General features: G+C 53.2%; 21 protein-coding genes, 3 tRNA genes and 1 pseudogene. 24 read left to right on the forward strand and 1 reads right to left on the reverse strand.

The genetic code is table 11. The features are described from left to right. The first annotated feature begins 21 nt into the window (after positions 1-21). From metG to LBR61_07160, 3 genes are read left to right on the forward strand one after another with little or no spacing between them, the layout of a single operon-like run. Positions 22-1,974, forward strand: coding sequence for a methionine--tRNA ligase (metG, locus tag LBR61_07150; GenBank protein MDR1731858.1), 1,953 nt, complete (start codon positions 22-24; stop codon positions 1,972-1,974). 28 nt (positions 1,975-2,002) lie between these two features. Further along, positions 2,003-3,181: a DUF2157 domain-containing protein gene (locus LBR61_07155; protein ID MDR1731859.1), complete on the forward strand. Its 1,179-nt coding sequence runs from the start codon at positions 2,003-2,005 to the stop codon at positions 3,179-3,181. Continuing rightward, positions 3,178-3,738, forward strand: coding sequence for a GDYXXLXY domain-containing protein (locus LBR61_07160; GenBank protein MDR1731860.1), 561 nt, complete (start codon positions 3,178-3,180; stop codon positions 3,736-3,738). Before LBR61_07155 ends, LBR61_07160 begins: the two co-directional genes overlap by 4 nt. A 12-nt stretch (positions 3,739-3,750) precedes the next feature. Here LBR61_07160 and LBR61_07165 read toward each other — a convergent pair whose 3' ends face one another. Then, a complete protein-coding gene (locus tag LBR61_07165; GenBank protein MDR1731861.1) occupies positions 3,751-4,287 on the reverse strand; it encodes a hypothetical protein in 537 nt (178 codons plus the stop codon). A gap of 312 nt (positions 4,288-4,599) precedes the next feature. Here LBR61_07165 and LBR61_07170 point away from each other — a divergent pair, with 312 nt between their 5' ends. The 21 genes and pseudogenes from LBR61_07170 (at position 4,600) to tuf (ending at position 22,619) form a co-directional block, all read left to right on the forward strand. Then, positions 4,600-5,262, forward strand: a complete 663-nt coding sequence (locus LBR61_07170; protein MDR1731862.1) for a hypothetical protein — start codon at positions 4,600-4,602, stop codon at positions 5,260-5,262. Positions 5,263-5,523: 261 nt separating this feature from the next. Continuing rightward, positions 5,524-7,638: a flagellar biosynthesis protein FlhA gene (gene flhA, locus LBR61_07175; GenBank protein ID MDR1731863.1), complete on the forward strand. Its 2,115-nt coding sequence runs from the start codon at positions 5,524-5,526 to the stop codon at positions 7,636-7,638. Continuing rightward, positions 7,638-9,062, forward strand: a complete 1,425-nt coding sequence (gene flhF / locus LBR61_07180; protein ID MDR1731864.1) for a flagellar biosynthesis protein FlhF — start codon at positions 7,638-7,640, stop codon at positions 9,060-9,062. Before flhA ends, flhF begins: the two co-directional genes overlap by 1 nt. Further along, positions 9,059-9,991 (forward strand): MinD/ParA family protein, encoded by a 933-nt coding sequence (locus LBR61_07185; GenBank protein MDR1731865.1) that lies wholly within the window; start codon positions 9,059-9,061, stop codon positions 9,989-9,991. The genes flhF and LBR61_07185 overlap by 4 nt, the downstream gene beginning before the upstream one ends. A 2-nt stretch (positions 9,992-9,993) precedes the next feature. Continuing rightward, positions 9,994-10,686, forward strand: coding sequence for a flagellar brake domain-containing protein (locus LBR61_07190; GenBank protein ID MDR1731866.1), 693 nt, complete (start codon positions 9,994-9,996; stop codon positions 10,684-10,686). A gap of 7 nt (positions 10,687-10,693) precedes the next feature. Then, entirely contained in the window at positions 10,694-11,758 is a 1,065-nt protein-coding gene (locus LBR61_07195; GenBank protein ID MDR1731867.1) for a chemotaxis response regulator protein-glutamate methylesterase, read from the forward strand. Positions 11,759-11,825: 67 nt separating this feature from the next. Further along, on the forward strand, positions 11,826-13,928 hold the full coding sequence (locus tag LBR61_07200) for a chemotaxis protein CheA (GenBank protein MDR1731868.1): 2,103 nt from the start codon (positions 11,826-11,828) through the stop codon (positions 13,926-13,928). Between the two features lie 14 nt (positions 13,929-13,942). After that, positions 13,943-14,578, forward strand: coding sequence for a chemotaxis protein CheC (locus LBR61_07205; GenBank protein MDR1731869.1), 636 nt, complete (start codon positions 13,943-13,945; stop codon positions 14,576-14,578). Between the two features lie 2 nt (positions 14,579-14,580). Continuing rightward, positions 14,581-15,069, forward strand: a complete 489-nt coding sequence (locus tag LBR61_07210; protein ID MDR1731870.1) for a chemotaxis protein CheD — start codon at positions 14,581-14,583, stop codon at positions 15,067-15,069. Positions 15,070-15,088: 19 nt separating this feature from the next. After that, on the forward strand, positions 15,089-15,832 hold the full coding sequence (locus LBR61_07215; protein MDR1731871.1) for a FliA/WhiG family RNA polymerase sigma factor: 744 nt from the start codon (positions 15,089-15,091) through the stop codon (positions 15,830-15,832). 43 nt (positions 15,833-15,875) lie between these two features. After that, the gene (locus LBR61_07220) at positions 15,876-17,465 is read left to right on the forward strand and encodes a FapA family protein (GenBank protein ID MDR1731872.1); all 1,590 of its coding nucleotides are present in this window, start codon (positions 15,876-15,878) and stop codon (positions 17,463-17,465) included. 23 nt (positions 17,466-17,488) lie between these two features. Then, entirely contained in the window at positions 17,489-17,839 is a 351-nt protein-coding gene (locus LBR61_07225; GenBank protein MDR1731873.1) for a hypothetical protein, read from the forward strand. Between the two features lie 24 nt (positions 17,840-17,863). Continuing rightward, positions 17,864-18,412, forward strand: a complete 549-nt coding sequence (locus LBR61_07230; protein MDR1731874.1) for a hypothetical protein — start codon at positions 17,864-17,866, stop codon at positions 18,410-18,412. A gap of 147 nt (positions 18,413-18,559) precedes the next feature. Next, positions 18,560-19,024, forward strand: a complete 465-nt coding sequence (locus LBR61_07235; protein ID MDR1731875.1) for a hypothetical protein — start codon at positions 18,560-18,562, stop codon at positions 19,022-19,024. 20 nt (positions 19,025-19,044) lie between these two features. Continuing rightward, positions 19,045-19,473, forward strand: coding sequence for a S1 RNA-binding domain-containing protein (locus LBR61_07240; GenBank protein MDR1731876.1), 429 nt, complete (start codon positions 19,045-19,047; stop codon positions 19,471-19,473). Between the two features lie 162 nt (positions 19,474-19,635). Further along, entirely contained in the window at positions 19,636-20,289 is a 654-nt protein-coding gene (locus LBR61_07245) for a DUF501 domain-containing protein (protein ID MDR1731877.1), read from the forward strand. Then, positions 20,244-21,662 carry an argininosuccinate lyase gene (gene argH, locus LBR61_07250; protein MDR1731878.1) on the forward strand — a complete coding sequence of 473 codons (1,419 nt, stop codon included), beginning with the start codon at positions 20,244-20,246 and terminating at the stop codon, positions 21,660-21,662. Before LBR61_07245 ends, argH begins: the two co-directional genes overlap by 46 nt. A 124-nt stretch (positions 21,663-21,786) precedes the next feature. Continuing rightward, positions 21,787-21,862: transfer RNA gene (locus LBR61_07255), tRNA-Thr, on the forward strand. 19 nt (positions 21,863-21,881) lie between these two features. Beyond that, positions 21,882-21,967: transfer RNA gene (locus LBR61_07260), tRNA-Tyr, on the forward strand. A gap of 8 nt (positions 21,968-21,975) precedes the next feature. Continuing rightward, positions 21,976-22,051: transfer RNA gene (locus LBR61_07265), tRNA-Thr, on the forward strand. A gap of 184 nt (positions 22,052-22,235) precedes the next feature. Next, positions 22,236-22,619 (forward strand): annotated as a pseudogene (gene tuf, locus LBR61_07270) (elongation factor Tu).

Genomic DNA, 22,619 nt, shown 5'->3' on the forward strand with positions numbered 1-22,619 from the left:
CCCAGGGAGGTTCCATAGATAATGGAAAAGAAAAGTTTTTATATCACCACGCCTATTTATTACGTCAACGACATTCCCCATATCGGGCACGCCTATACGACTATCGCCTGTGACGTGATGAGCCGCTATATGCGCATGAAGGGGTACGACGTTCGTTTTCTCACTGGGACGGACGAGCATGGGCAAAAAATTCAGACGGCTGCTGAGGCGAAGGGAATGACGCCCCAGGAGCTGGTCGATAAAATTCACGTTAACTTCAAAGAGCTGTGGAAGGTCCTGAATATCAGCAACGACGATTTCATCCGCACCACGGAGGACCGTCACATTCGCGTGGTTCAGGCCATGTTCAAAAAACTCATGGACCAGGACGACATCTACAAGGGAACTTACGAGGGCTGGTATTGCGTCCCCTGCGAAACCTACGTTCCGGAGTCGAGCATGGGCGAAAACCGAACCTGTCCGGATTGCGGGCGGCCTCTGATCACCATGAAGGAGGAGAGCTACTTCTTCAGGGCCTCGAAGTACGTTCCCCAGCTTATCGAACACTACGAGAAGAACCTGCAGGGCGTGATGCCCCGTATCCGGTATAACGAGATTATGAGCTTCCTTCGGGGAGAAGTGCGGGATCAGTCCGTTTCCCGGACGACTCTGAAGTGGGGAATTCCCATCCCCGGAGACGAAAAGCACGTGGTTTACGTCTGGTTCGACGCGCTGGTCAACTACGCGACCGCCGTCGGCTATCTGGACAGTCCGGAGATGTTCCGGACGTACTGGCCTGCCGTGCGGCATATGGTGGGGAAGGACATCATTCGCTTCCACTGCGTGATATGGCCCCTGATGCTTCTGGCGCTGAAGGTCAACGTTCCGGTGTCGGTCATCGCTCACGGCTGGTGGACCGTGGACGGCGAGAAAATGAGCAAATCCAAAGGCAATGTCGTCGATCCGTTCAAAATGGCCGAGGTGTACGGCGCCGACGCGTTTCGTTACTTTTTGCTGCGGGAAGTTCCCTTCGGCAACGACGGCGATTTTTCCGAAGCGGCAATGGTGGGGCGCATCAACAGCGATCTCGCCAACGACCTGGGGAATCTGCTGAACCGCACGCTTCAGATGATCGTCAGCTATTCGGATGGAGTGGTTCCGGACGGAGGCATCCGAAGCTCTCAGGGCGCTCATCCCCTGGATCTGGAGATTCGTGTGCTGGGCGAGAGCACCGTTGCGCTGGTCGATCAGTCGATGACCGTTTTCTCTTACGACGAAGCTCTGAAGCACATCTGGGCCTTCATTGGCCGGGGAAATAAATACATCGACGAGACGATGCCCTGGAAACTGAACAAGGAAGAGGACACGGAGCGGCTGAAGAGTGTTCTGCACACGCTGTACGAGGTTCTGCGGCTTTCGGCCCTGCTGGTGGCGCCTTATATTCCGGAGTCGGCGGAAAAAATCTGGAAGCAGCTGGGCTGCTCCGGAACCCCTTTCGCCGCCCAGCTCAACGACTTCCGCTGGGGAGGAGGAGCGGGAACGAAGGTTGTCAAGGGGGATATTCTCTTTCCCCGAATCGACGTGGAGGCCTGGAAGAAGGCCAGAGAAGCCGCGGCAGTTCCGGAGTCGAAGGAAAAAGAGGAAAAACCCGCCCATGAACCGGAGATCGATATCGAGAGGTTCAGTTCGGTGGAGATGCGGGTAGGACAGATCGTCAAAGTGGAGGAAATTCCGCGGTCGAAAAAACTCTACAGGCTTGAAATCGATCTGGGCTACGAGCGGCGCACGATTTGCTCGGGCATTCGAGAGTTCTTCAAACCCGACGAACTGGAGGGACATCGCGTCGTCGTGGTCACGAACCTGAAGCCTGCCAAACTTTGCGGCGTGGAGAGCAACGGCATGCTTTTGACGGCGGTGGACGGAGAAGGAGATAAAGAAAGAATCGCTCTCATCGCCCCTGTGGCGGATATTCCGCTGGGCAGTCGGGTGTACTGATGCGTCATGGCTCATGAGCGAAGCCGCCATGTCTGAATCCGATTCGAAACGATCGATTTCCAGGAGAGATTTTCGCTTCCTGCAACGGGAATTGAGCTGCTGGCGAACTCTGGATCTGCTTTCCGAACAGCAGGCTCAGGCCCTTAAAGGACTGTACGAACCGAAACAGGGGTACATGTCCCGATTGATTATGGCTTTGGGCGCGGTGCTGATGGGACTCGGTTTTCTGAGTTACATCGCGGCGCACTGGATGGAATTCAGCCGAATATTCCAGGTCGCTCTGGTGATATTGGTTTATATGCTGTCGATTTTTGCGGCGTGGTACATGGAGGAGGAGCTGCCCAAAACTTCGCGAGCCCTTTTGCTGCTGGGAAGTTTCATCTACGGTGGAGGCATTTTTTTGATCGCGCAGATTTTCAATGAGGGCGGTCATTACACGACGGCGCTTTTGTGGTGGATGATCGGAATTTTTCCAGCGGCGCTGCTGTTTCGGGACCGTTTGCAGCTCACGCTGCTTCAGGTGATCGCTCTCGTTTATATTCATGGGTTCTTCTGGTCCGTCATCCGGTATTCTTACGGAGATGGCGACTTCATGAGCGTCCTGAAGACCCTCGTCTGGCAGCCGGAGCCTCTGGCGGTTCTGTCGATTCTCTGGGCGCTCTGGTGGTTTATTGAAAGAAGAGGAAGCGTTGGTTTTCATCTGAACGTCTTTCTCGCGCTGAATATGATGACGATTCAGATTATCCGCTGTACGGATGACATGGCGCTGTTAATGATTTTTGGAGTTCTTGCGGGGTGCCTGTTCTGCCTTTGCGGTTTCGCCTTCCGGCAATGGCCGCTGGATGGGTGGGGCGTGACTCTGACGGGAGTTTGCGGGATTTCTCTGACGATTCGTGAGCTCTGGGGATGGTCGCGCTGGAACTCTCTTTGGGGCTCTGTCGATCCCACTGTCGTCGCCGCTGTTGTGGTCTCCATTGTCCTGCTCTGGTGCATATACAAGGGCTCTACGGGCGCGGTCGTCTTTTTTTGCGTCCTGATTCTGCGGTACTATTTCGATCGGTTTTACGACTTTATGCCCAAGGCGATGTTTTTTACCACGGGAGGGATCCTTCTGGTGGGGATGGGTTTTGGGCTTGAGAGAGTCCGAAAGCGCCGCAGGGCCTCCAAAGAACGGCAGGACCCGAAAAGAGAGGCGTCAGCGTCATGAGACGGGCCTTCAGATACCTTTTGGTTATATTGCTTCCTCTGGCGGTGCTTTTGACCAGGCCGGCGACCTCCGCTCTGGTGCTTGCTCTGGGGAAGGAAATTCGTTTGCCGGCCCTTCCCGTCGATCCCCGGGATATTTTTCGGGGTGATTACGTGGATCTGCGCTTCAATATCGAAGAAATTCCGGTGGAACAGGCGGACCCGACCCTCTTGCGACGCCTGAAGGAAGAAAAAGAGAAGACCGGCGATGCGGCTTTGTCGTCAGAGTGGGTGTATGTCGCTCTCGCGCCGGACGAAAAGGGAATTTATCGGCCTGTGCGCGTGACGGAGACTCCTTCGTCGGAGGAGATCTGTATTCGGGGACGAGTGGAGCTGTCTTACGATCAGTCGGAACTCTACATCGATTATGGAAGCTCTCTCAAACGTTTTTACGTGAAGGAAAACACCGGATTCGACCTGGAAAGAGCGGGCTGGGCGGGCAACCTGGAGGCTCTGGTTCGGGTATGGAAAAACAGAGCGGTGCTGGACCGGCTCGAAGTGACAGAGAAACGGGAATAAAAAAGAGATGGACTAAAAATATATTTTGAACTTGCCCTGAACGGAAAACCCGCTCAGGTCGTAATCTTTGACGTCGGAAATAAAGTTGTAGGCCGCTTCGATGTTAAACCACCGGGTGATGTCCATTCCCAGCATGAGACGTCCGCCCCAGGCGCCTCTCCATCCCGTATCGACCCCTGCCGCCCGATCCTCGAATCGTATTCCGTAACCTGCGAGCCCGATGCCGGCGTAGGGCCTCAGGATGCCCGCGTCGCTGAAGTTCCATCGCGCCTGGAGCCCCACGGGAATGATCCAGGCGTCGTTGTCGTCCTTCTCTCCATAGTAGAGTCCGAAATAGGGAGTGAGGTTGAATCCAGCCGCTTCGAAGCCGCCGGTCAGACTCTCCAGGTTCAGTGAAACCCCCAGGCTCCACCAGGCGTCTCCGAAGGCGTCCCGTGTTTTCGAGTCCGTGGGAAAATACCCATTGACGCCCGGCGACAGAAAAAACAGTTTCTCTTCCCCATGGCTTTCTTCCGCCCCGACGAAAAGAAACACAAGCAGCGTCATCACGCAAAACAATATTCTCCGATTCGAAGGTCTGTGCTTATTACGCATTTCTGTTTACCATATCTTTCTTTTGCCGGCCGATTTCTTTTTTTGCCGCCCGTTTCTCAATTTCTCATACCCATTACCCGTAACGTTGCTGTAATTTTGGCACCATCAGAAAAAATATGCAAGCCTGATCTCCATGAAATCCGTAGTTTGATATTGCCTTTGTCTGTGGAGATTCGTAAAGTTATGGATATAATTCAAGGCGGTGTATCATGACGGATTTTCATGATGAATTTTCATGAGGAATGAACCACGGCAGGGGGGAGAAAATTGACAATACGGCTGAAGAGACAGTCGAAGGCGTACAGATTCCTGGCGTTCCTGGCGGGGGCGGTTCTGGCGGCGGGTTTGTTTTTGCCTGCCGGTTCCGCGTCGGCGTACGATATAGGAGGAACCTGGCTTTTGAAGGGCGGAGGATACGCGGAAAAGGGAATTTTGAGAACTGAACTGGAGGACAGCGGCAGTCTGGAGGTCCTGACGAAAACGGACAGCGGCGATCAGACGCTTTTGGGCTACAACGTTCAGGTGGAGCTCAACGCTTCGAAGCTCGGCATCAACGCATGGGATTACAATAAAACGGTGACGCTGAGAACCCCCATTCCGATCCCCGGGGCAGATCCCACGCTGAACTCTCCTTTTGAACTGCCGGCGGTGACGGTGGATGAAATGACCTATCAGGTTACCTTCACTTCGACGACGTCCGGAACCGTTAAAATTTACGGAAATCTCGATTTGGACGTTATTGGGCGTGTTAAAATCAACTCCGAAAGCGCCATATGGAAAGAGGGAACGACGCCTCCTCATATTGAAGACAAAACCAGCGGCTGCAACGCGGGGTTTTTGTGTGCGGCAGGAATGATGACCTGTGTTTTTATCGTATTTCGGGGGCGCGGAAAGCTGCAGTCCTTTATTTTCAGGATTGAAAATCACTGATTTTACGTGTTTATGTTTAAGTTTTTTTTCGAAAAACGGCTTTTTGAGTCTATTTTTTATGATTCCTGTCGAAGTGTTTTCAGGTTTCTTCATGTACAATAGAGACGTTCTCATGGAAACGGAAGCGGGAAAACAGAAATAAAAAACGCGAAATAAAAAAACGATCAGGGAAACGATTGAGGAAGAATCAGGTCTCGTTTTTGGCGGGATGAACGTATCGACAGGGGAGGAACAAGGGTGGCGTCTGCGGCGGGAGCGGAAATGTCCGTTCTGAAAAAAATACTTTATTACTCGGACATCGGAGTAGCTCTTTTAATGGTCCTCGTTGTCGGCATGATGGTTATCCCGCTGCCGACATGGATGGTCGACGTATTGCTGGCCTGCAACATCACTCTGGGCGTCGTCGTTTTACTCGTTACCTTCTACGTCAAACGAGCGTTGGATCTTTCCGTTTTCCCCACGCTGCTGCTCATTGTGACGCTTTTTCGCATCGCCCTCAACGTTTCGACGACCCGTCTCATTCTGCTGAACGGATACGCGGGAGAAATCATTCTCGCTTTCGGGGACTTCGTGGTGGGGGGAAATTACGTTGTAGGAGCCGTCATCTTCCTCATCCTGGTCATTATTCAGCTTGTTGTGGTCACGAAGGGCGCGGAGCGGGTCGCCGAGGTAGCGGCTCGCTTCACCCTGGACGCCATGCCAGGAAAGCAGATGTCCATCGATGCGGATCTGAACTCGGGGCTGATTGATGAACAGGAAGCCCGGACGCGCCGAAAGGATATTCAGCGTGAAGCCGATTTTTACGGAGCGATGGATGGAGCCTCGAAGTTTGTCAAGGGAGATGCCATAGCCGGGTTGTTGATAACGATGATCAACATTCTTGGCGGCCTCGCCATAGGAGTTTTTCAGCGGGGAATGCCGGTGGGCAGGGCCGCGGCGCTCTACAGCCTTCTGACCGTCGGGGACGGTCTTGTGTCCCAGATTCCGGCTCTGCTGTTTTCCGCCGCGACGGGCGTCATTGTCACCCGGGCCGCTTCGGAGTCCGATCTGGGGCAGGACCTCGTGGGGATTTTCACCCGGTATCCGCGGCCGCTTTACATTGGCGCGGGACTTTTGTTCGCTCTTGCCCTCATTCCGGGGCTCCCCACCGTTCCTTTCATTATACTGGGAACTCTTTTGGCTGTGACGGGGTATGTTGTCGCCCGTGAAGGAACGGTCCAGGCCATAGAGGCGGGAGAAAAACAGCGACAGGGAGAGCGGGGCGGCGCTTCATCCGCCGGAACCGCGTCCGCTCCGGGGCGTCCCGCGGAGGGGCAGCAGCCCGCATCCGCCTCGTCCCCCGAAGATGTCATGCGTCTTTTGACCGTTGAACCGATGGAAGCGGAGATCGGGTACGCGATCATTCCTCTGGTGGATCCTGCCCAGGGGGGAGATATGCTGGAGCGCATCGGGACGATTCGCAAACAAATGGCCGTGGAGTTGGGGCTGATCGTGCCCCCCATCCGCATAAGGGACAATATCCAGATCAAACCGACGGAGTATGTGCTCCGGGTCAAGGGCGCCGAGGCCGGAAGGGGCGAGCTTCTTCCCGATCATTATCTGGCCATGAACACAGGCGCGGTGGAGGAGGAACTCGTGGGCATACCGACCACGGAACCCGCTTTTGGGCTGCCCGCTCTCTGGATCTCCCCGGATCTTCGGGACAAGGCGGAATCGATGGGCTATACCGTGGTCGATGCCCCCTCGGTTTTGGCGACCCATCTGTCGGAAGTCATTCGAAAAAATGGCGCGGAACTTCTGACGCGGCAGGAGGTGCAGAAACTCACCAATATGGTGAAGGAAAACGCGCCGGCCGTGGTGGAGGAATTGCTGGGGTCGCTTTCGCTGGGAGAAATCCAGAAAGTTCTGCAGAATCTTATACGCGAGCAGGTTCCTATAAGAGACCTTGTAACGATTTTCGAGGCTTTGGCGGACTATGGAAAACTTTCCCGCAGCGTAGATTTTCTTACGGAGCGCGCCAGAGAGGCTTTGTCCCGGCTTATTTCTCTTAAAATTCAGGGAGCGGACGGCGTCATTACGGTGGTGACGCTGTCGCCAAACTGGGAACAGAAAATCATGTCGGCGATGGACGGGGATCTCGCAAGGGGATGGCAGTTGAACATGGATCCGCGTGAAGTACAGAAAATGATCGCCGCCATATCCCGCTCCGTCGATGATATGATTATCCGTAATCTGCCTCCCGTCCTGCTGGTTCATCCCAACGTTCGGCTTGTGGTAAGGCGGCTTATCGAAGGAACCATTACCAATATTTTTGTGGTATCTTACAATGAGATTGCTCATGGAATCCAAATTAAAACGGTGGGAATGGTGGAGTGATGAGGGTTGTCAATCAGATCAGCTTTGAAGCCAAAGATGACGCGGACGCCCTGAGGCTGGCCAGCGAAAGGTTGGGAAAGGACGCCGTTATTCTGTCCACGCGGGCGGTTCGCATGGGTGGTTTTATGGGTTTTTTCCAGAGAAGCGTCCTGATGGTTTCTGCCGGAATTTTACAGGACGACCAAAAAGAAGAAAAAGCGAAAAGCAGAGAAAAGGATAAAGAGGACAACGCCGCCCGGGAACGGTTGGTGGCCTTTCAAAAACTGTTGGAGTTCAAGCAGGCCACGGAGGCCAAAAATGGCCTGGGCGGTAACGGAATGGTTGTTGAAACGCCCCAGTTTCAGTCCGTTGCGCAAAGAGCGCCTGCGGAGGGAGCGAGAGTCATTTATTCTCCCCAGGGGATCCGGAAGGACGTGCAGGAGGTCGACAGCGTGTATCTTTCCCGGGAGGGCCTCGACAACGTTGGCCGTCAGGAGAAGATGCCGGAGGAATCGGACAGCCACAAGCTTCGGGAGGAAGTGGAAGATCTCTCAAAGCGGCTCAATTCTGTTTTGTCCCGTCTCGATCAGGTGAAAAACGCGGATATCGCCGGACATAAAATTTTTGAGGCGGGCCTTCCCGGTATTGTTCCGGCCGTTCCGAAAAGCGTCGAGGCCATAGAGTCGGACGATATTTACCGGAGGCTTCTTGATACGGAAGTGGATCCTGGCTACGCGCGGCGCCTGGTGGAGGAGTACAGAGCGAAAGATAACAGGGAACCTTTTGAAAAGTGGCTGGTTTCGAAGGTTCGCTGCGCTTCCAGTATGCCGGGGGACGTCATGGGAGGACGCAAGGTCATGCTGCTGGGTCCCACGGGAGTGGGAAAGACCACGACCATAGCGAAGCTGGCCGCGATACAGGCGTTATGGGAGCATCGAAACGTGCTGTTGCTGACCAGCGACACCTACAGAATAGCCGCCGTGGATCAGCTTCGGACCTACGCCAAAATATTGGGCGTGCCCATAGAGGTGATTTTCGAAGCGGAAAATTTTGCGGAAATCCTCGAAGCTCATTCAAACGCGGAGCTCATTCTGCTGGATACGGCGGGGCGGGGTCAGAGGGACCGCAAAAACCTTGAGGCTTTTGAAACTCTCTACGACGTGTTCAGGCCCGATGCGGTTCATCTGGTTTTGTCCGCCAACATGAAGTACAGAGACATGCTGGACGTCGTCGACCGGATGGCGGTGGTTCCCATTTCTCACGTTATCTTCACCAAGCTGGACGAAACGGTGAGCTATGGGGCGCTGTTCAACATTTTACAGGCTCTTGAACGTCCCGTATCCTTTTTTACCACGGGGCAGAACGTTCCCAATGACATCGAAGTGGCTTCAGGGGCGCGTTTTGTGAGTCTGTTGCTGGGAGAAGAAGGCAGGAAAGACGCATGAGCCGGTCAGATATGGTTTTTCCCGACCAGGCAAGGGAGCTGCGACGCATAGTCGAACTTCACCGGCAGGAAAATCGTCCCGCCGGAAATCCCGGGAACCTGAAAACTCTGTCCGTTCTCAGCGGAAAGGGCGGCGTGGGCAAGAGCAATCTTTCGCTGAACCTGGCCTGTGCTCTGGGGGAGCAGGAGCAGAGGGTCGTTCTTATGGACGCGGATCTCGGCCTGGCCAATCTGGATATGCTCTGCGGCATTACCGCAAAATACAATATTTCGCACCTGATCGATGGAAGCCGATCGATAGACGATGTTCTCATCGAATTCGCGCACAATGTGTGGATTCTGCCTGGCGGGTCGGGAATACGGGAACTGGCGGATTTGAACGAAGAACAACTGATGGATCTGATTGATACCCTTGCGGTTTTGGAGGATCGTGCCGATATTTTAATTGTCGATACGGGGGCGGGGCTTCACAGAAGCGTCCTCACTTTCGCCTGGGCGGCGGATACGGCAATTTTGGTGACGACGCCTGAACCTACGGCCATACGCGATGCTTATGGTGTTCTGAAGGCCCTCAGAACGTCGCCGGAAGTTGCCGGAAAAACGGACATCGCTTTTGTTGTCAACATGGCCGGCAGCGAAGAAGAGGGTATTGAAGTCGCCACTCGCATCCGCATGGCGGCCAATCGTTTCCTGGGGTTGTCGATACACTATATAGGCTGTATTTTGAAAGACGATCTGGTTGGAAGAGCTGTGCGCATAAGGAAGCCATTTTATCAGCTTTACCCCGCTTCCCGGGCCTCGGAGTCCATAAGGAAACTTGGATACGCCCTGATGGGGACACCTGAAAAAGGGGTTGCTAATTTTAATCCACCGCGGGGTTTGAAAGCATTTTTCTTCAGGCTGACCCGAGGATATTTCATGGAGAGGTGAGCATGAATACGGAATTTGAACAGTCTCAGAAACTGCTTGAAGAGCTGGTGGGCTCCAAAATAGAACTGATAATAACCTCAGGGCTTTATAAGGGGACGTATCCTTCTCGTATCGAAGAACTGGAAAACGGTCTGCTGGGAGTGGCTCACCCCATGGTGAAGGGCGCGCTTCTGCCCGCGCTTCGAAGCACGGAACTTCTGATGAAAGTGGAATCCAGCACCTGTTTTTATCAGGCGATGGTTCTGGTGTTACGGAGTACGATCAACGTCACGTTCCCTGTTTTGTGGCTGAAGATGCTGACGGTTCTGGAGAAAGTTCAGCGCAGAATGTTTGTCAGAGTCCCGTCTGCCATGAAGGTTGATCTCTGCTTTGTGGGATGTGACACGGAACTGCCGGAGGGAACGACGCTTCCTCCCGGAGAATGGATTTCCGCCAGGGTTTCTGACATCAGCCTGGGAGGCGCCGGGATTGTACTGAAAGAAACTCAGGCCGGCTTTTGCCTGGAAGGCGGTCGATATATTTTACAGCTCAGCGTCGGTAATGTAACCTTTTTTATTATCGCAAAAATGGTTAAAATATTACAAAAGAACCCGGGGTCTCTGGAAGCGGGAGTTGCCTATGAAGGACTTGCGGCTTTTACAGAAAAAATCCTGGGCAGTTATATCAGGCAGCAGGAACTTATGACGCGAGGTTGACGTTTATATGAATGGATCGAAGATCAGGGTACTCGTTGTGGACGACTCTGCTTTGATGCGCAGAATGCTGGGGGATATTCTGGCGGCGGATCCGCGTATAGAGGTTGTCGGTATGGCCCGGGACGGGCGTGACGGTCTTGCCAAGGTGAAGTCTCTGTCTCCCGATGTGGTGACGCTGGATGTGGAGATGCCCAATATGGACGGCCTTTCCATGCTGGAAGAGCTCATGAAGGAGCATCCCATGCCTGTCATCATGGTCAGCAGCCTCACGAAAGAGGGCGCTCAAACCACCCTGCGGGCCCTTGCTCTTGGTTGTGTGGATTTTGTCGCCAAACCTTCTGCGTCGATTTCTCTGGACATTAAGGAGGTGGGGGCGGAACTCATCGCCAAGGTCATCATGGCCAGCACGGCGCTGGTACGGCCTTCCGTGAGAAAAGAGCCCCCTTCGCAGCCGGAGCAGGCCCCACAGAAGGTAATACCTTCCCCTGCCAGAGGAGGGCGGCGGGACATCGTGGCCATAGCGGCCTCGACGGGGGGACCTGTAGCGCTGCAGCAGCTCCTGGCCAGGCTTCCGGGAAATTTCCCTCTTCCTCTGGTGATTACTCAGCACATGCCTAAAGATTTTACGGCGTCTTTTGCCAAACGCCTCGATTCCCTTTCCGAACTGTCGGTGAAGGAGGGACGGGAGGGAATGGAACTGGCGCCGGGATGCGCCGTTATTGCCCCGGGAGGCAGCCATCTGATCATAAAGCGCAAGGGGGGCGTTCCCTGTTGTTCTCTCTCGGATGCCCCTCCGCTGTTGTCTGTAAAACCTTCTGCGAATATAATGTTTTTGAGTGTGGCGGACGAATTTGGCGGTAAAGCCGTGGGCATCATCCTGACGGGCATGGGGAGAGACGGTGCGGACGGTGCGGTGGCTCTCCGCTCAAAAGGAGCTTATATTATTGCGGAATCTCAGGAGACCTGCGTCGTTTATGGTATGCCGAAGGCCGCTGTGGAAGCAGGGGTAGTGGATGAGCTTCTGCCGCTTTCGGAAATTCCGGGCGCGCTTCTGAAGAGTATAAAAGCATAGATAGAATAGATACGCAGGAAAGTCTGTAAAAGAGTTTTGGAATTCACGAGTTTGGGGATGATGGACCATGACTGAAATGGATATGAGTCAATATCTGGGAGCTTTTTTGGATGAAGCGGGCGATAATTTGCAGCGCCTGGACGATCTCTTGCTGGAACTGGAAAAGGATTCCACAAATATAGAGGTCATCAATGAAATTTTTCGCTCCGCCCACACGCTGAAGGGCATGTCGGCCACCATGGGTTTCGAGAAAATGGCGGGGCTGACACACGCGTTGGAAGATCGTCTGGATGCCGCTCGAAAGGGAACCCATCACCTCAACGATGCCGACATGAATCTCATGTTTTCTTCCCTTGATACCATGCAGGCCATGGTCGACTCCATCCGGGAGGGCGGGAATGACGCCCATATCGACGTGTCGGAACTGGTGTCGTCTCTGCGCAATATTATAGAGACCCCGCCGGCGGGAGGCAAGGCTGCTGCTCCGGCTCCAAAGGAAGAGAAAAAAAGCGGAGAAGAAAAGAAACTCGATTCAGACGCTTCTTTGTCGAAACAGGAAGTGGAGTGGGTTGAAGAAGCGGAAACAATTGGAATGAGGGTTTTCAGGATCCATATTATTCTCAGCGAGACCTGTCTGCTGAAGGCGGCCCGCGCCTATATGGTCGTCAACCGCCTGGAGGAAATGGGAGACGTTATCAAAACAGAACCTTCCGTGGAATCTCTGGAGAACGAGGATTTCGAGCTGGATTTCACTATCGTTCTGGCCACTTCCGAGAAAGAGCCGGATGAAATCCGGAAAGCGGTGGAGAGGATCAGCGACATCGAGAAAGTGGAGATGGAAGAGCTGAAAGAAGACCAGAAGACCGCTGCCCAGGGCGAAAGCACCGAAGGAAGCGCTCCGAAGCAGGAAACCGCCGCCGCGCCTTCTCCGGAGGGAGCTTCCGCGAAGAAACCCGCTCAGGAGGATCCTGCCCATCATCCGGCCGGCATCCCCAGAGTCGAGTCGAAAAAGGGCAGTCAGACCGTGCGCGTCGACATCGGTCGTCTGGACAAACTGATGAATCTGGTGGGAGAGCTGGTCATCGGTCGGGCCCGGATCGAAAGGCTTGTGCAGGAAGCCCGTCTTCGTGAATTTGATGAACCCCTCTCTCAATTGGGCCGGATTTCGGGGGATATTCAGGAACTGGTGACGAAACTGCGCATGGTTCCGGTGTCCTTTACCTTCGATCGATTCCCGAGACTCATTCGGGACCTTTCAAAATCTCTGGGAAAAGAGGTCGAACTGGTTCTCGAAGGGCAGGATACGGAACTGGACCGTACCGTCATAGACGAAATCGGCGATCCGATGGTCCATCTCATCCGAAACTCTCTGGACCATGGAATCGAAACGAAGGAAAAGCGTCGGGAGCTGGGAAAACCGGAAAAGGGAACCCTGAAGATTTCCGCCTACCAGGAGGGCAGCGGAGTCATCATTGAAGTGACGGACGACGGTCAGGGCATGGATCCCGCAAAAATCAGGAAAAAGGCCATAGAACGGGGCTTCCTGACGGAAGAGAGCGCGGCTTCCATGTCAGCTGAAGAAATTATTCAGGTCGTTCTTCTGCCAGGATTCAGCATGTCGGAGACCATCACGGACATATCGGGCAGAGGCGTCGGAATGGATGCCGTGAAAACCAAGGTGGAATCGCTGGGCGGTCAGCTGGATCTGGTTTCCCGTGCAGGAGTGGGAACCAGTGTTTATCTGCGTCTGCCGTTGACGCTGGCGATCGTTCTGTCCCTGCTGATCAAGGTGGGCAACGAAACCTATGCGATTTCTCTGGAAAATGTGGAAGAGACCATTCTGGTCAAACGGGAGAATATCAAGACCGTACACGGTGCGCCGGCGACGCTGCTGCGGGGAGAGGTGCTTTCTCTGAGCGATCTTGGAGATGTCCTCGGAACCGAAGCGGAGAGTTCTCATCGGGACGAATATCCGGTCGTGGTGGTCAAGATCGGTAAGAACAAGATCGGATTTATCGTGGACGCTCTTATCGGGCAGCAGGAAATCGTTATTAAATCTCTGGGCAGATTCCTGTCAAAAATCAAGGGAATTGCGGGTGCGACAATTCTTGGAGATGGTAATGTAGCGCTTATACTGGATGTAGCTTCACTTTATAGTACCAAGGTTTGACGAAGGAGACAGTCATGCTGGATTTGAGTTCGTTCAACAATCTGCAACTGGATGCCATTCGAGAGGTCGGCAACATAGGAACGGGCAACGCCGCCACTGCATTGTCGAAACTTTTGTCCTGCATGATTGATATGGATGTTCCCAAGGCGGATCTGGTGTCCATTTATTCGCTGGCGGAATACTATGATTACGGAGACCCCAACGCGACGGTTGCGGCGGTTTTTGTCCGCTCTTTGGGGGAATTCGGCTGCAGTTTGATTTTTATACAAAATGAAGAAGACTCATCAATGATGGTGGATCTTCTTCTCAAACAGCAGTTTGGAGATGCGGTGCCCGCAGATCTTCCTCAGGAAATGCGGGACAGCGCTCTTTCCGAGGTCGGCAATATTATTCTGAGTTCGTTTTTGAACGCGATCAATATGCTGATTGGGACGAAACACCAAATATCTGTGCCGGGCGTCGCTCATGACATGCTGGCGTCCATTCTGGAAGTGGTGGCGTCCATTTTTGGGCAGATGGGTGAGATGGCTCTGCTCGTCAATACAGAACTCCGGATAGGCGATGGCAGTCGCCATATTTCGGGGAATATCATCATGTTGCCGGATCCTGACGCGCTGGAGCTTCTCCTGAGAAAGCTGCAGGTTCTGTAGTCATGGAAAACACCTATCATGTAGGGATGGCGGATCTTGTCGTGGCTGTGGCGCCGGCAAAACTTGTGACTCTGGGGCTGGGATCCTGTATCGGTCTGGTGATCTTCGATTCTATCGCCAAAGTTGCGGGAATGGTGCATATTATGCTTCCGGACAGCCGCGGGGCCCGCACGACAGAAAAAATCGGGAAATTTGCGGACACCGCAGTTCCTGCGCTTATCGATGAAATGATAAAAAAAGGAGCTTCGAAGGCGCGCATGAAGGCCAAAATAGCGGGGGGAGCGCAAATGTTTGCCCTGCCTGGCGCGCCTACCGATTTTTTAGCGGTTGGAAGCCGCAACGTGAAGGAAACCACGGCGTTTCTGGCCAAAGCGGGTATCCCGCTGATCGCCTCGGATACAGGCGGCAACAAGGGGCGGACAGTTGAATTTTCAACGGATACGTGGATGTTGACAATTAAAACTTTGGGTAAGGGCAAGGCGGAAATATAGCGGAGGAGGTGAAAATTCCTTGGGTTCAGAAATTCCTGATGCTGAACTTTGGCGTGAATACGGCAGACAACCTGCGGCGGAACACAAGGAACGAATCGTTAAGCGATACCTCCCGCTTATCCGGTATGTGGTCGGTCGTATGGCTGTTTCCGCCCCGGCAGGGCTGGATTATGAAGACCTTCTGAGTTTTGGAGTTTTTGGGCTCCTTGACGCGATTGACAGATTTGATCCTTCCAGAGGTTATTCCTTTCAGACTTTTGCCGTTCCCCGAATTCGGGGGGCCGTGTTGGATGAATTGCGTAAGTATGACTGGATTTCCAGGACAGGTCGTGAAAAACTTCAAAAATTGAACAGAGCTATAGAAAAAGTGCTGCAGGATAAAGGAAAAGTGACGGATGCCTGGCTCAGAGAGGCTATGGGTGTCGATGAAAAAACATATCGGGAAACGCTTGAGCTTTCCAGTCGGAGTTATATCGTTTCTCTTGATGAAGTAATTTCTCTCGAAGAGGGAGAGGTCAACCTCGACGGCGTTCTGGCCGACGAGTCGGAAGACATCGCTTCTTCTCTGGAGAATCAGGACGACATCAGCCGTATTACGCTGGCTTTGAAGCAACTCCCCGAAAGGGAGATGCAGGTGCTCTCGCTTTATTACTACGAGGGACTGACCCTGAAGGAGATCGGCCGTATTTTAGGAGTGACGGAATCGCGAATCTCCCAGATTCATGGCCGGGCGATAGCAGAATTGAGAGCGTTGCTCGTTTAGTATAAAAGTAAAAGGACTGTGACCTGTAAAGGAGGCCCCGGCAGTGAGTGAGGAGATTGCGAGAATAGAAGCCGACTCGGAAGGAGTATGGATTTCGGCTCTGACCGATGATTTGACGTCGCGTTCCGTCGCGGATCTGTTGCGCGCTAAAGGTATTCGAAAATATGACGAAAAAGCGATAGAAGACTTTGTGCGTCAAAAATATCGCACCCGCCGGAAAATCGCTGGACGTAATCCGGAAGATGAGCATTGCGCGGAATTTACGGTGCAGGTGGATAAAAGTTCTTTGAGTGCCACAGTGACGGTGGAGCCGCCCTTTTTTATCCATCCCTGGCCTGAAAGAAAAGAGATTGAAGAGGCGCTGAAGCAAAAGGATGTCGTTTTTGGAATTGATGAAGATGCCTTGGAAAAACTGGTTTCTCTGAAAATATATGGCGAACCTGTGGTGATTGCCCGGGGAAAGGAGCCTTGTCCGGGAGAGAATGCCCGAATCGAACTGTTGCTGGACCCCGACAACGTTCCGCAGGTGAATGAGGATGCGCAAAAAATTGACCACCGAACGAGGAGTATTTTCGTCAACGTAAAGAAAGGCGATAAAATTGCCGTCAAATACCCCGCCACTCAGGGAGAGGACGGCATGTCCGTACTGGGGACTGTTATCAAAGCCGCGGCGGGGAAGGATACGAATTTTTCCTTCGAGAGCGGACTGGAACCTTCCGAGGATGGTCTCGCCCTCTTTGCCTCGATTGACGGTCGTCTTTCCCGCAAAAACGGGAAACTCATCGTTCTCCCCGAGCTGGAGGTCAAAACGGACGTGGATTTTGGCGTGGGAAACATCAATTTTTCAGGAAGTGTGAAGGTTGAAGGCTCCGTGCGGGAGGGATTCGAGGTCATTGCCGGAGGAAACGTGGAAATTCGCGAGATGGTGGAGGGCGCCCGCATCGAGAGCGTTGGGGACATCACCATAAAGGGCGGGGTTCGCGGTATGGGGAAGGCCCATATTCGTGCGGGGGGAACCCTGACGGCGGATTTTGTGGATCAGGCGTCGATTTTCAGCGACGGAGACATAAAAATCAAAAACGCGATTCTTCACAGTGACGTTTCGGCCCAAAATTCGGTGACGGTGTTGGGCGGGCAGAAATCCCAGATCGCGGGCGGAAGGATTCAGGCGGGAGTTTCTGTGGTCTGCCAGACCCTGGGCAGTGAAATGGGGACGAAAACGGAAGTGATCGTGGGACTTCCTCCCGTTCAGGCCGAGCGTCGCAAGGAGCTGCAGGCGCAGATCGCCCGGGATAAGGACAACATTGAAAAACTGGACGCGAATCTCGTTTTTTTGAAGAAACAGGACGCCGCGGGGGTGCTGGACGAGGGAAAACGCGCCCTGATGCTTACGGCCACTAAATCGAAGTTCCAGCTTCAGGCGGAACTGAAGGCGCTGGAAATTGAACTGCAGGAACTGGAAGAGCGCCTGGAACTCAGCAAGGCCAAGGGCGTGGTTCGTGTCAAGGATATTTGTCATCCGGGGGTTAGTATCACGATAAGGGGCTCGGTGTATGTGGTGCGTGAACCTTTTAAATTTTCGTCGTTTGTTTATGAAGGCGGGGAGGTCCGCCTGAAGTCTTTCGACTCTTGATGTGTAACGGAGGATGATGAGACATGCTTCAGCCTGTAAACCTCCAGCTGGCCCACTTCAACATTGAACACAGCGCTCAGATTTCGAAGGATGCCCTTGCCGCGGCGCAGCAAACCGGGCAGGGACAGGAAGTGGCGCAGGAAAGCGTGAAGCGGACGCAGATGGTTCAGGCTGGACTCGCGGCGACGGAGCCTCGAAAAGTCCAGCGTCGGGAGGAAGATGAGCGGGAGCGCCGCCGGGAAGAACAAAGACGATTTTCTTCCGGCGGAGAAGACTCCTTCGAAGGGTTCGGCGATGCTCAGGAAGACGCGTCTCTGGACAGAGCGGAAAAGAAAAAGGATGCGCCGTCGGGAAAAGTGGATTTCTACGCCTGACCGGTGTATTCCGGGGGTGAGGTTGTGGCAGCTGCGAGCAACAGTTTAGGATATATCGTAATCGATGGGATGGATGGGCTTTTTCGAGGAGCTTCGCTGGTGGTGGATTTCAGGGGAATTCCTATGGATTTTCGTTATACGGACCCGATCCGCCCCTCACGCCTGGAGCGTATTTTATATGGCAATGCCCTTGACGTCTATCTTCGAGAGGAGCTTATTTTGGAAAGCCTCATCGAAGCCGTCGAAGTCAAGCCGACATTGTGGATCTGCAGAGACGCCGATCTCGTGGTTCCCCTGCGGTCTCAGACGAAAGGCAAATCCGTATTTTTATCGCCTTCCGGACGTTCGCCCATGGAAGCGGCCGGAGAGGTGGAAAATACGGGGGAAGAGGGTATTTACATGATTCAGGCCGATTCCGTGAGCGCTCCTCTGCGGGCGGCCTTTCCGGGATCCGCGAAAGAGGACGAGGTTCGTCAGATTGCCGGTGTGCTGGTGGACGCTGCCAAAACGATGGAACTCCTGGAGCCTTTCGGACGTATTCAGAAAGCCCTGGTCTCCCTGACGGAGGAATGAGCTTTGCCGGTTGGGCAGGACATAAAAGATTATTTTTCCCGCCATTTTCTGGGGAGAATAAAAATAAAAAATCTGAATTGTGCTATGGAGCCGTTGCAGGTTGTCGCTCTGCGTCGGGAGGTGAAAACGTATCCGATTCGTACAAAAATGAACGTCATAGGTTCCGCATTTTTTACGTTTTCAGGCGTTGCCTGCTCCAACAGAGGATTCCGTTTTTCCGGAGAGCTGGTAAAGACCAGAGGTGCGAAAATTGCCCGCTATATTCCTGAAGAAATACGGATTCGCAGTGTCACATGGCTGAGGGCAAAAGTGCGCAGCGACAAAAAACGGATGGAAGTGCTTCCTCAGGAGCGGACAAGCCGTTTGCAGTGGCAGCGTTTGCGTCCTCAACAACGGGGAGAGGTTCTTCTGGCGTGGTTTGGCCCTATCGTCGAAGAGGCAATTGTCAAATTGACGCTGAACAAGCAACAGGGAACTCTTTTAATCTGGTATAATCCGCAGAGCAGACATTTCAACGCCAGTGGATTATATTTATACAGACGGCTGGGTATCGGTGAGAATTTGGAATGGCGCTGGGTTTCGTTTTCTTCGGCAGAGGCGCTTAAAATATAATCGGGGGGTTCGTAATACTAATGGTTGAGGAGAAGAAGGCAGAGACTTCTTCGGTTCGGGTAGGTGACCTGACTGAGTGTACAGTGGAACAGATCATGCCTTATGGCGCGTTTGTGAGGCTGCCGACGGGACAGAAAGGAATGGTGCATATCTCCGAGCTTTCTTTCAATTTCGTGAAAAAGGTCGAGGATATACTCTCGTTACAACAGACCGTCAAAGCCAGGGTGATCAAAATCGACGAAAAAGGACGTATTGACCTTTCTCTGAAAAAGGTCGAAGAGCGTCCGTTGATTCAGGCGCCTGTAACGAAGGAAGACAAGGACAGCTTTGAGAAAAAAATGGCTTCTTTCCTCAAACTCAGTGAATCCAAAATAGCGGATTTGAACAGTAAGCTGAATTCCTCCAAATCAGGAAGAAAAAAATCGGGGGGCGGCAGACCCAAAAGCTGAATAAACAGTTTGCAGACCTTATAAATAAAGAAACATTGAATTTCTATTGAAGTGGATTATTGAAGTAAATTTGAAATTATAAAAGTGAAGTTAAAATTGTACTCAAACTTGAGCTTGAACTTTAAAAAGAGAAACATGTTCCCGAAGGTTTTTGTATCGGATTTGGCCGGGGAGAGAAAAAATCTCCCCTTTTTTTATCAATCCCTGAGACGAAACGACTCCGCGATCCTGCTGCGCCAGATGCGAGGAAAAAAGTTCGCCCCCGCTATTATTGCCGGAGTGGGAGAGCGGTGCTGTTTTGGTTGTCCGAGGGTGATCGTGTGCTCCCCCCTGCGGGGATTTTCCCCCTTTCCCACGTCTTTCTGGCTGACCTGTCCCTGGCTCCTGCGTATCATCGGGACAGCCGAGTCCGGAGGAGGAGTGGCTGAACTGGAATCCTGGATAGAAGAGCGGGGGTATGACGCGTGGATTGCCTTCAATGTGTTGCATCAGAGGTTGCGGCTTGCGATGTTGTCCCCGGTGCGTCAGAAATTTCTGCGATCTTACAAAGCGCGGCTTTTTGATTCCCTTCGCCGGGGTGGTGTGGGAGGTATTCGCTGTCAGGGGAGCGTTTTGGAACGTGAAGTTCACGTAAAATGTCTGCATCTTCAGGTGGCTTCATGGCTGACCCTGAGATACCATCCAGGAGAACTCTGGCTTGCCGAAAACGGTCTGGGGCAGGACTGTGACGGAAAAATGTGTGATCTTTGTGTGGGGGAGGAAGACGAACGGTGTGGAAAGGACGTTTTAAGGAAGAAACGGAACAGGTCGTTCTGAAGTTTTCACAGTCTTTGGATGTGGACTGGAGACTTTACGATCATGATATTCGGGGCAGTATCGCTCATGTGCGGATGTTGGGGGCCGTCGGGCTTCTGGAGAACGGCGAGGCCGAACGGATTGAGGAAGGCCTCCGCACGGTGCGTGAGGAAATCCGCAGAGGGGAGTTCCAACCCTCTGAGAGCCTCGAAGATGTCCATATGAATATCGAAAGCCGCCTGACGGAGCTGTTGGGCCCTGCGGGAGCAAAAGTCCATACGGGACGAAGCCGCAACGATCAGATCGCGACGACGGTGCGTCTTTACCTGAAAGATCGTCTTATGGATTTGCAGGAGGCTCTTTTTGCCTTGTTGTCCGCATTTTTGGACAGGGCGGAAAATCAGGTCGATATTGTTGTACCGGGCTATACGCACCTTCAGCAGGCTCAGCCTGTTTCCATGGGACATTACTGGATGGCGTGGTTCGAGGCGTTTTCAAGGGACTGCAACCGGCTGGAGTCCGCGTTTGCCGCGCTTTCCGAATGCCCGTTGGGCGCGGGGGCCCTGGCGGGGTCCACTCTGCCTCTCGACCGGGAGATGACCTCTCGGCTGCTGGGGTTCGACGGACCAACGCGTAACAGTATGGATACGGTAGCGCAGCGGGATTACATGGCGGATATTCATCATTTTGCCGCGCTCTTTGCCGTTCATGCCAGCCGTCTTGCCGAAGATCTGGTCATTTACTCCACGCAGGAGTTTGGGTGGATGAAGCTTCCCGACTCCTTCTGCACAGGCTCCAGTATCATGCCCCAGAAAAAAAATCCGGACGTACCGGAGCTGATACGCGGCAGGACAGGAAAAGTTCTGGGTCACATGTTGGATCTGCTGGTGACGATGAAAGGGATCCCCATGTCCTACGATCGGGACCTGCAGTCGGACAAATGGGGGCTTTTCGAATCTCTTGGAACTGTTGACGGAATATTGGAGGTTTTGATTCCTCTGATTCTGAGGACAGAAGTGGACGAAACGACAGCCCGTGCCGGACTGGGCCGTGGTTTTGCTCTTTCCACCGACATCGCGGAGTACCTCGTGAGAAAGGGAATCCCCTTCAGGGACGCGCATTGGAAAGTTGGAAAACTTGTGAAATACTGTATTGATGCGAAGAAACGCTTTGAAGACCTGACTCCTGAAGAATGGAAGGAACAGCTTCCCGAAGCAGGGGAGGATCTTCTTCCCCTTCTGACCCTGGAGCAAAGCGTGGCGCGGCGTCAGACCTTCGGAGGGACTGCTTTCAATCAGGTTCGGACGCAGATTGCTGAAGGGCAAAAATGGCTTTCCGGTAAAAAAGAAGCCGTGGATGTTCTTAGAAAAAAATGGGAAAGTTACGCTCTGTAATAAAACGATTTTTTAGGTATTATCAGGGAAAACCAGCTCGAAAAATACGGCTCAGGGACTTGACAGAGCAGAACTGCACCTGTAAAATGCTGATTTGTACTGTGAGATAGCCGAGATGAGGCTTGCCGGTGTAGCTCAGTTGGTAGAGCAGCTGACTTGTAATCAGCAGGTCGTCCGTTCAAGTCGGATCGCCGGCTCCAATCAGTAAAAGTTTTAAGGGGTGGAGTGGCCGAGTGGTCAAAGGCAACAGACTGTAAATCTGTCGGCTAGCGCCTACGTTGGTTCGAACCCAACCTCCACCACCATTTTATAAGCCGACTTAGCTCAGCAGGTAGAGCACATCCATGGTAAGGATGGGGTCTCCGGTTCGAGTCCGGAAGTCGGCTCCAGCGTTTCGAAGAGATCCGGCCTTCCGATTTCGGCGCGGGTCTCTTTTGCGTAAGCGTTGAGAATAAAACGGCGTCGGAAGATTTTTCGGATCGCCCGGAGATTGTTCCGGCAAAGCCCCTTGAGGGCGGATATTCCCCATACGTATTATGGGAGAAAACAGGGGAGGCTCAAGAGATGGCAAAGGCGAAGTACGAGTTCCCCGGGGACGACATACCGATAATTCGGGGATCGGCGTTGAAGGCTTTGGAGTCGGACGCGGACGACGAGTGGACGAAGGGCATAATCGAGTTGATGGACGCGTGCGACAATTATATCCCGACGCCGGTTCGCGAGACGGAGAAGCCGTTCCTGATGCCGATAGAGGACGTGTTCACGATAACTGGCCGCGGCACGGTAGTTACTGGCAGGGTTGAGAGAGGAATCATCAAGCCGGCGGACGAAGTGGAGATAGTCGGAATAAAGGATACGCAGAAGACTGTGGCGACGAGCCTTGAGATGTTCAGGAAGATACTGGACAACGCGCAGGCAGGAGACAACGTGGGAGTGCTTTTGCGCGGCACAGGCAAG

The organism is Synergistaceae bacterium, assembly GCA_031272035.1.
GTDB lineage: Bacteria > Synergistota > Synergistia > Synergistales > Aminobacteriaceae > JAISSA01.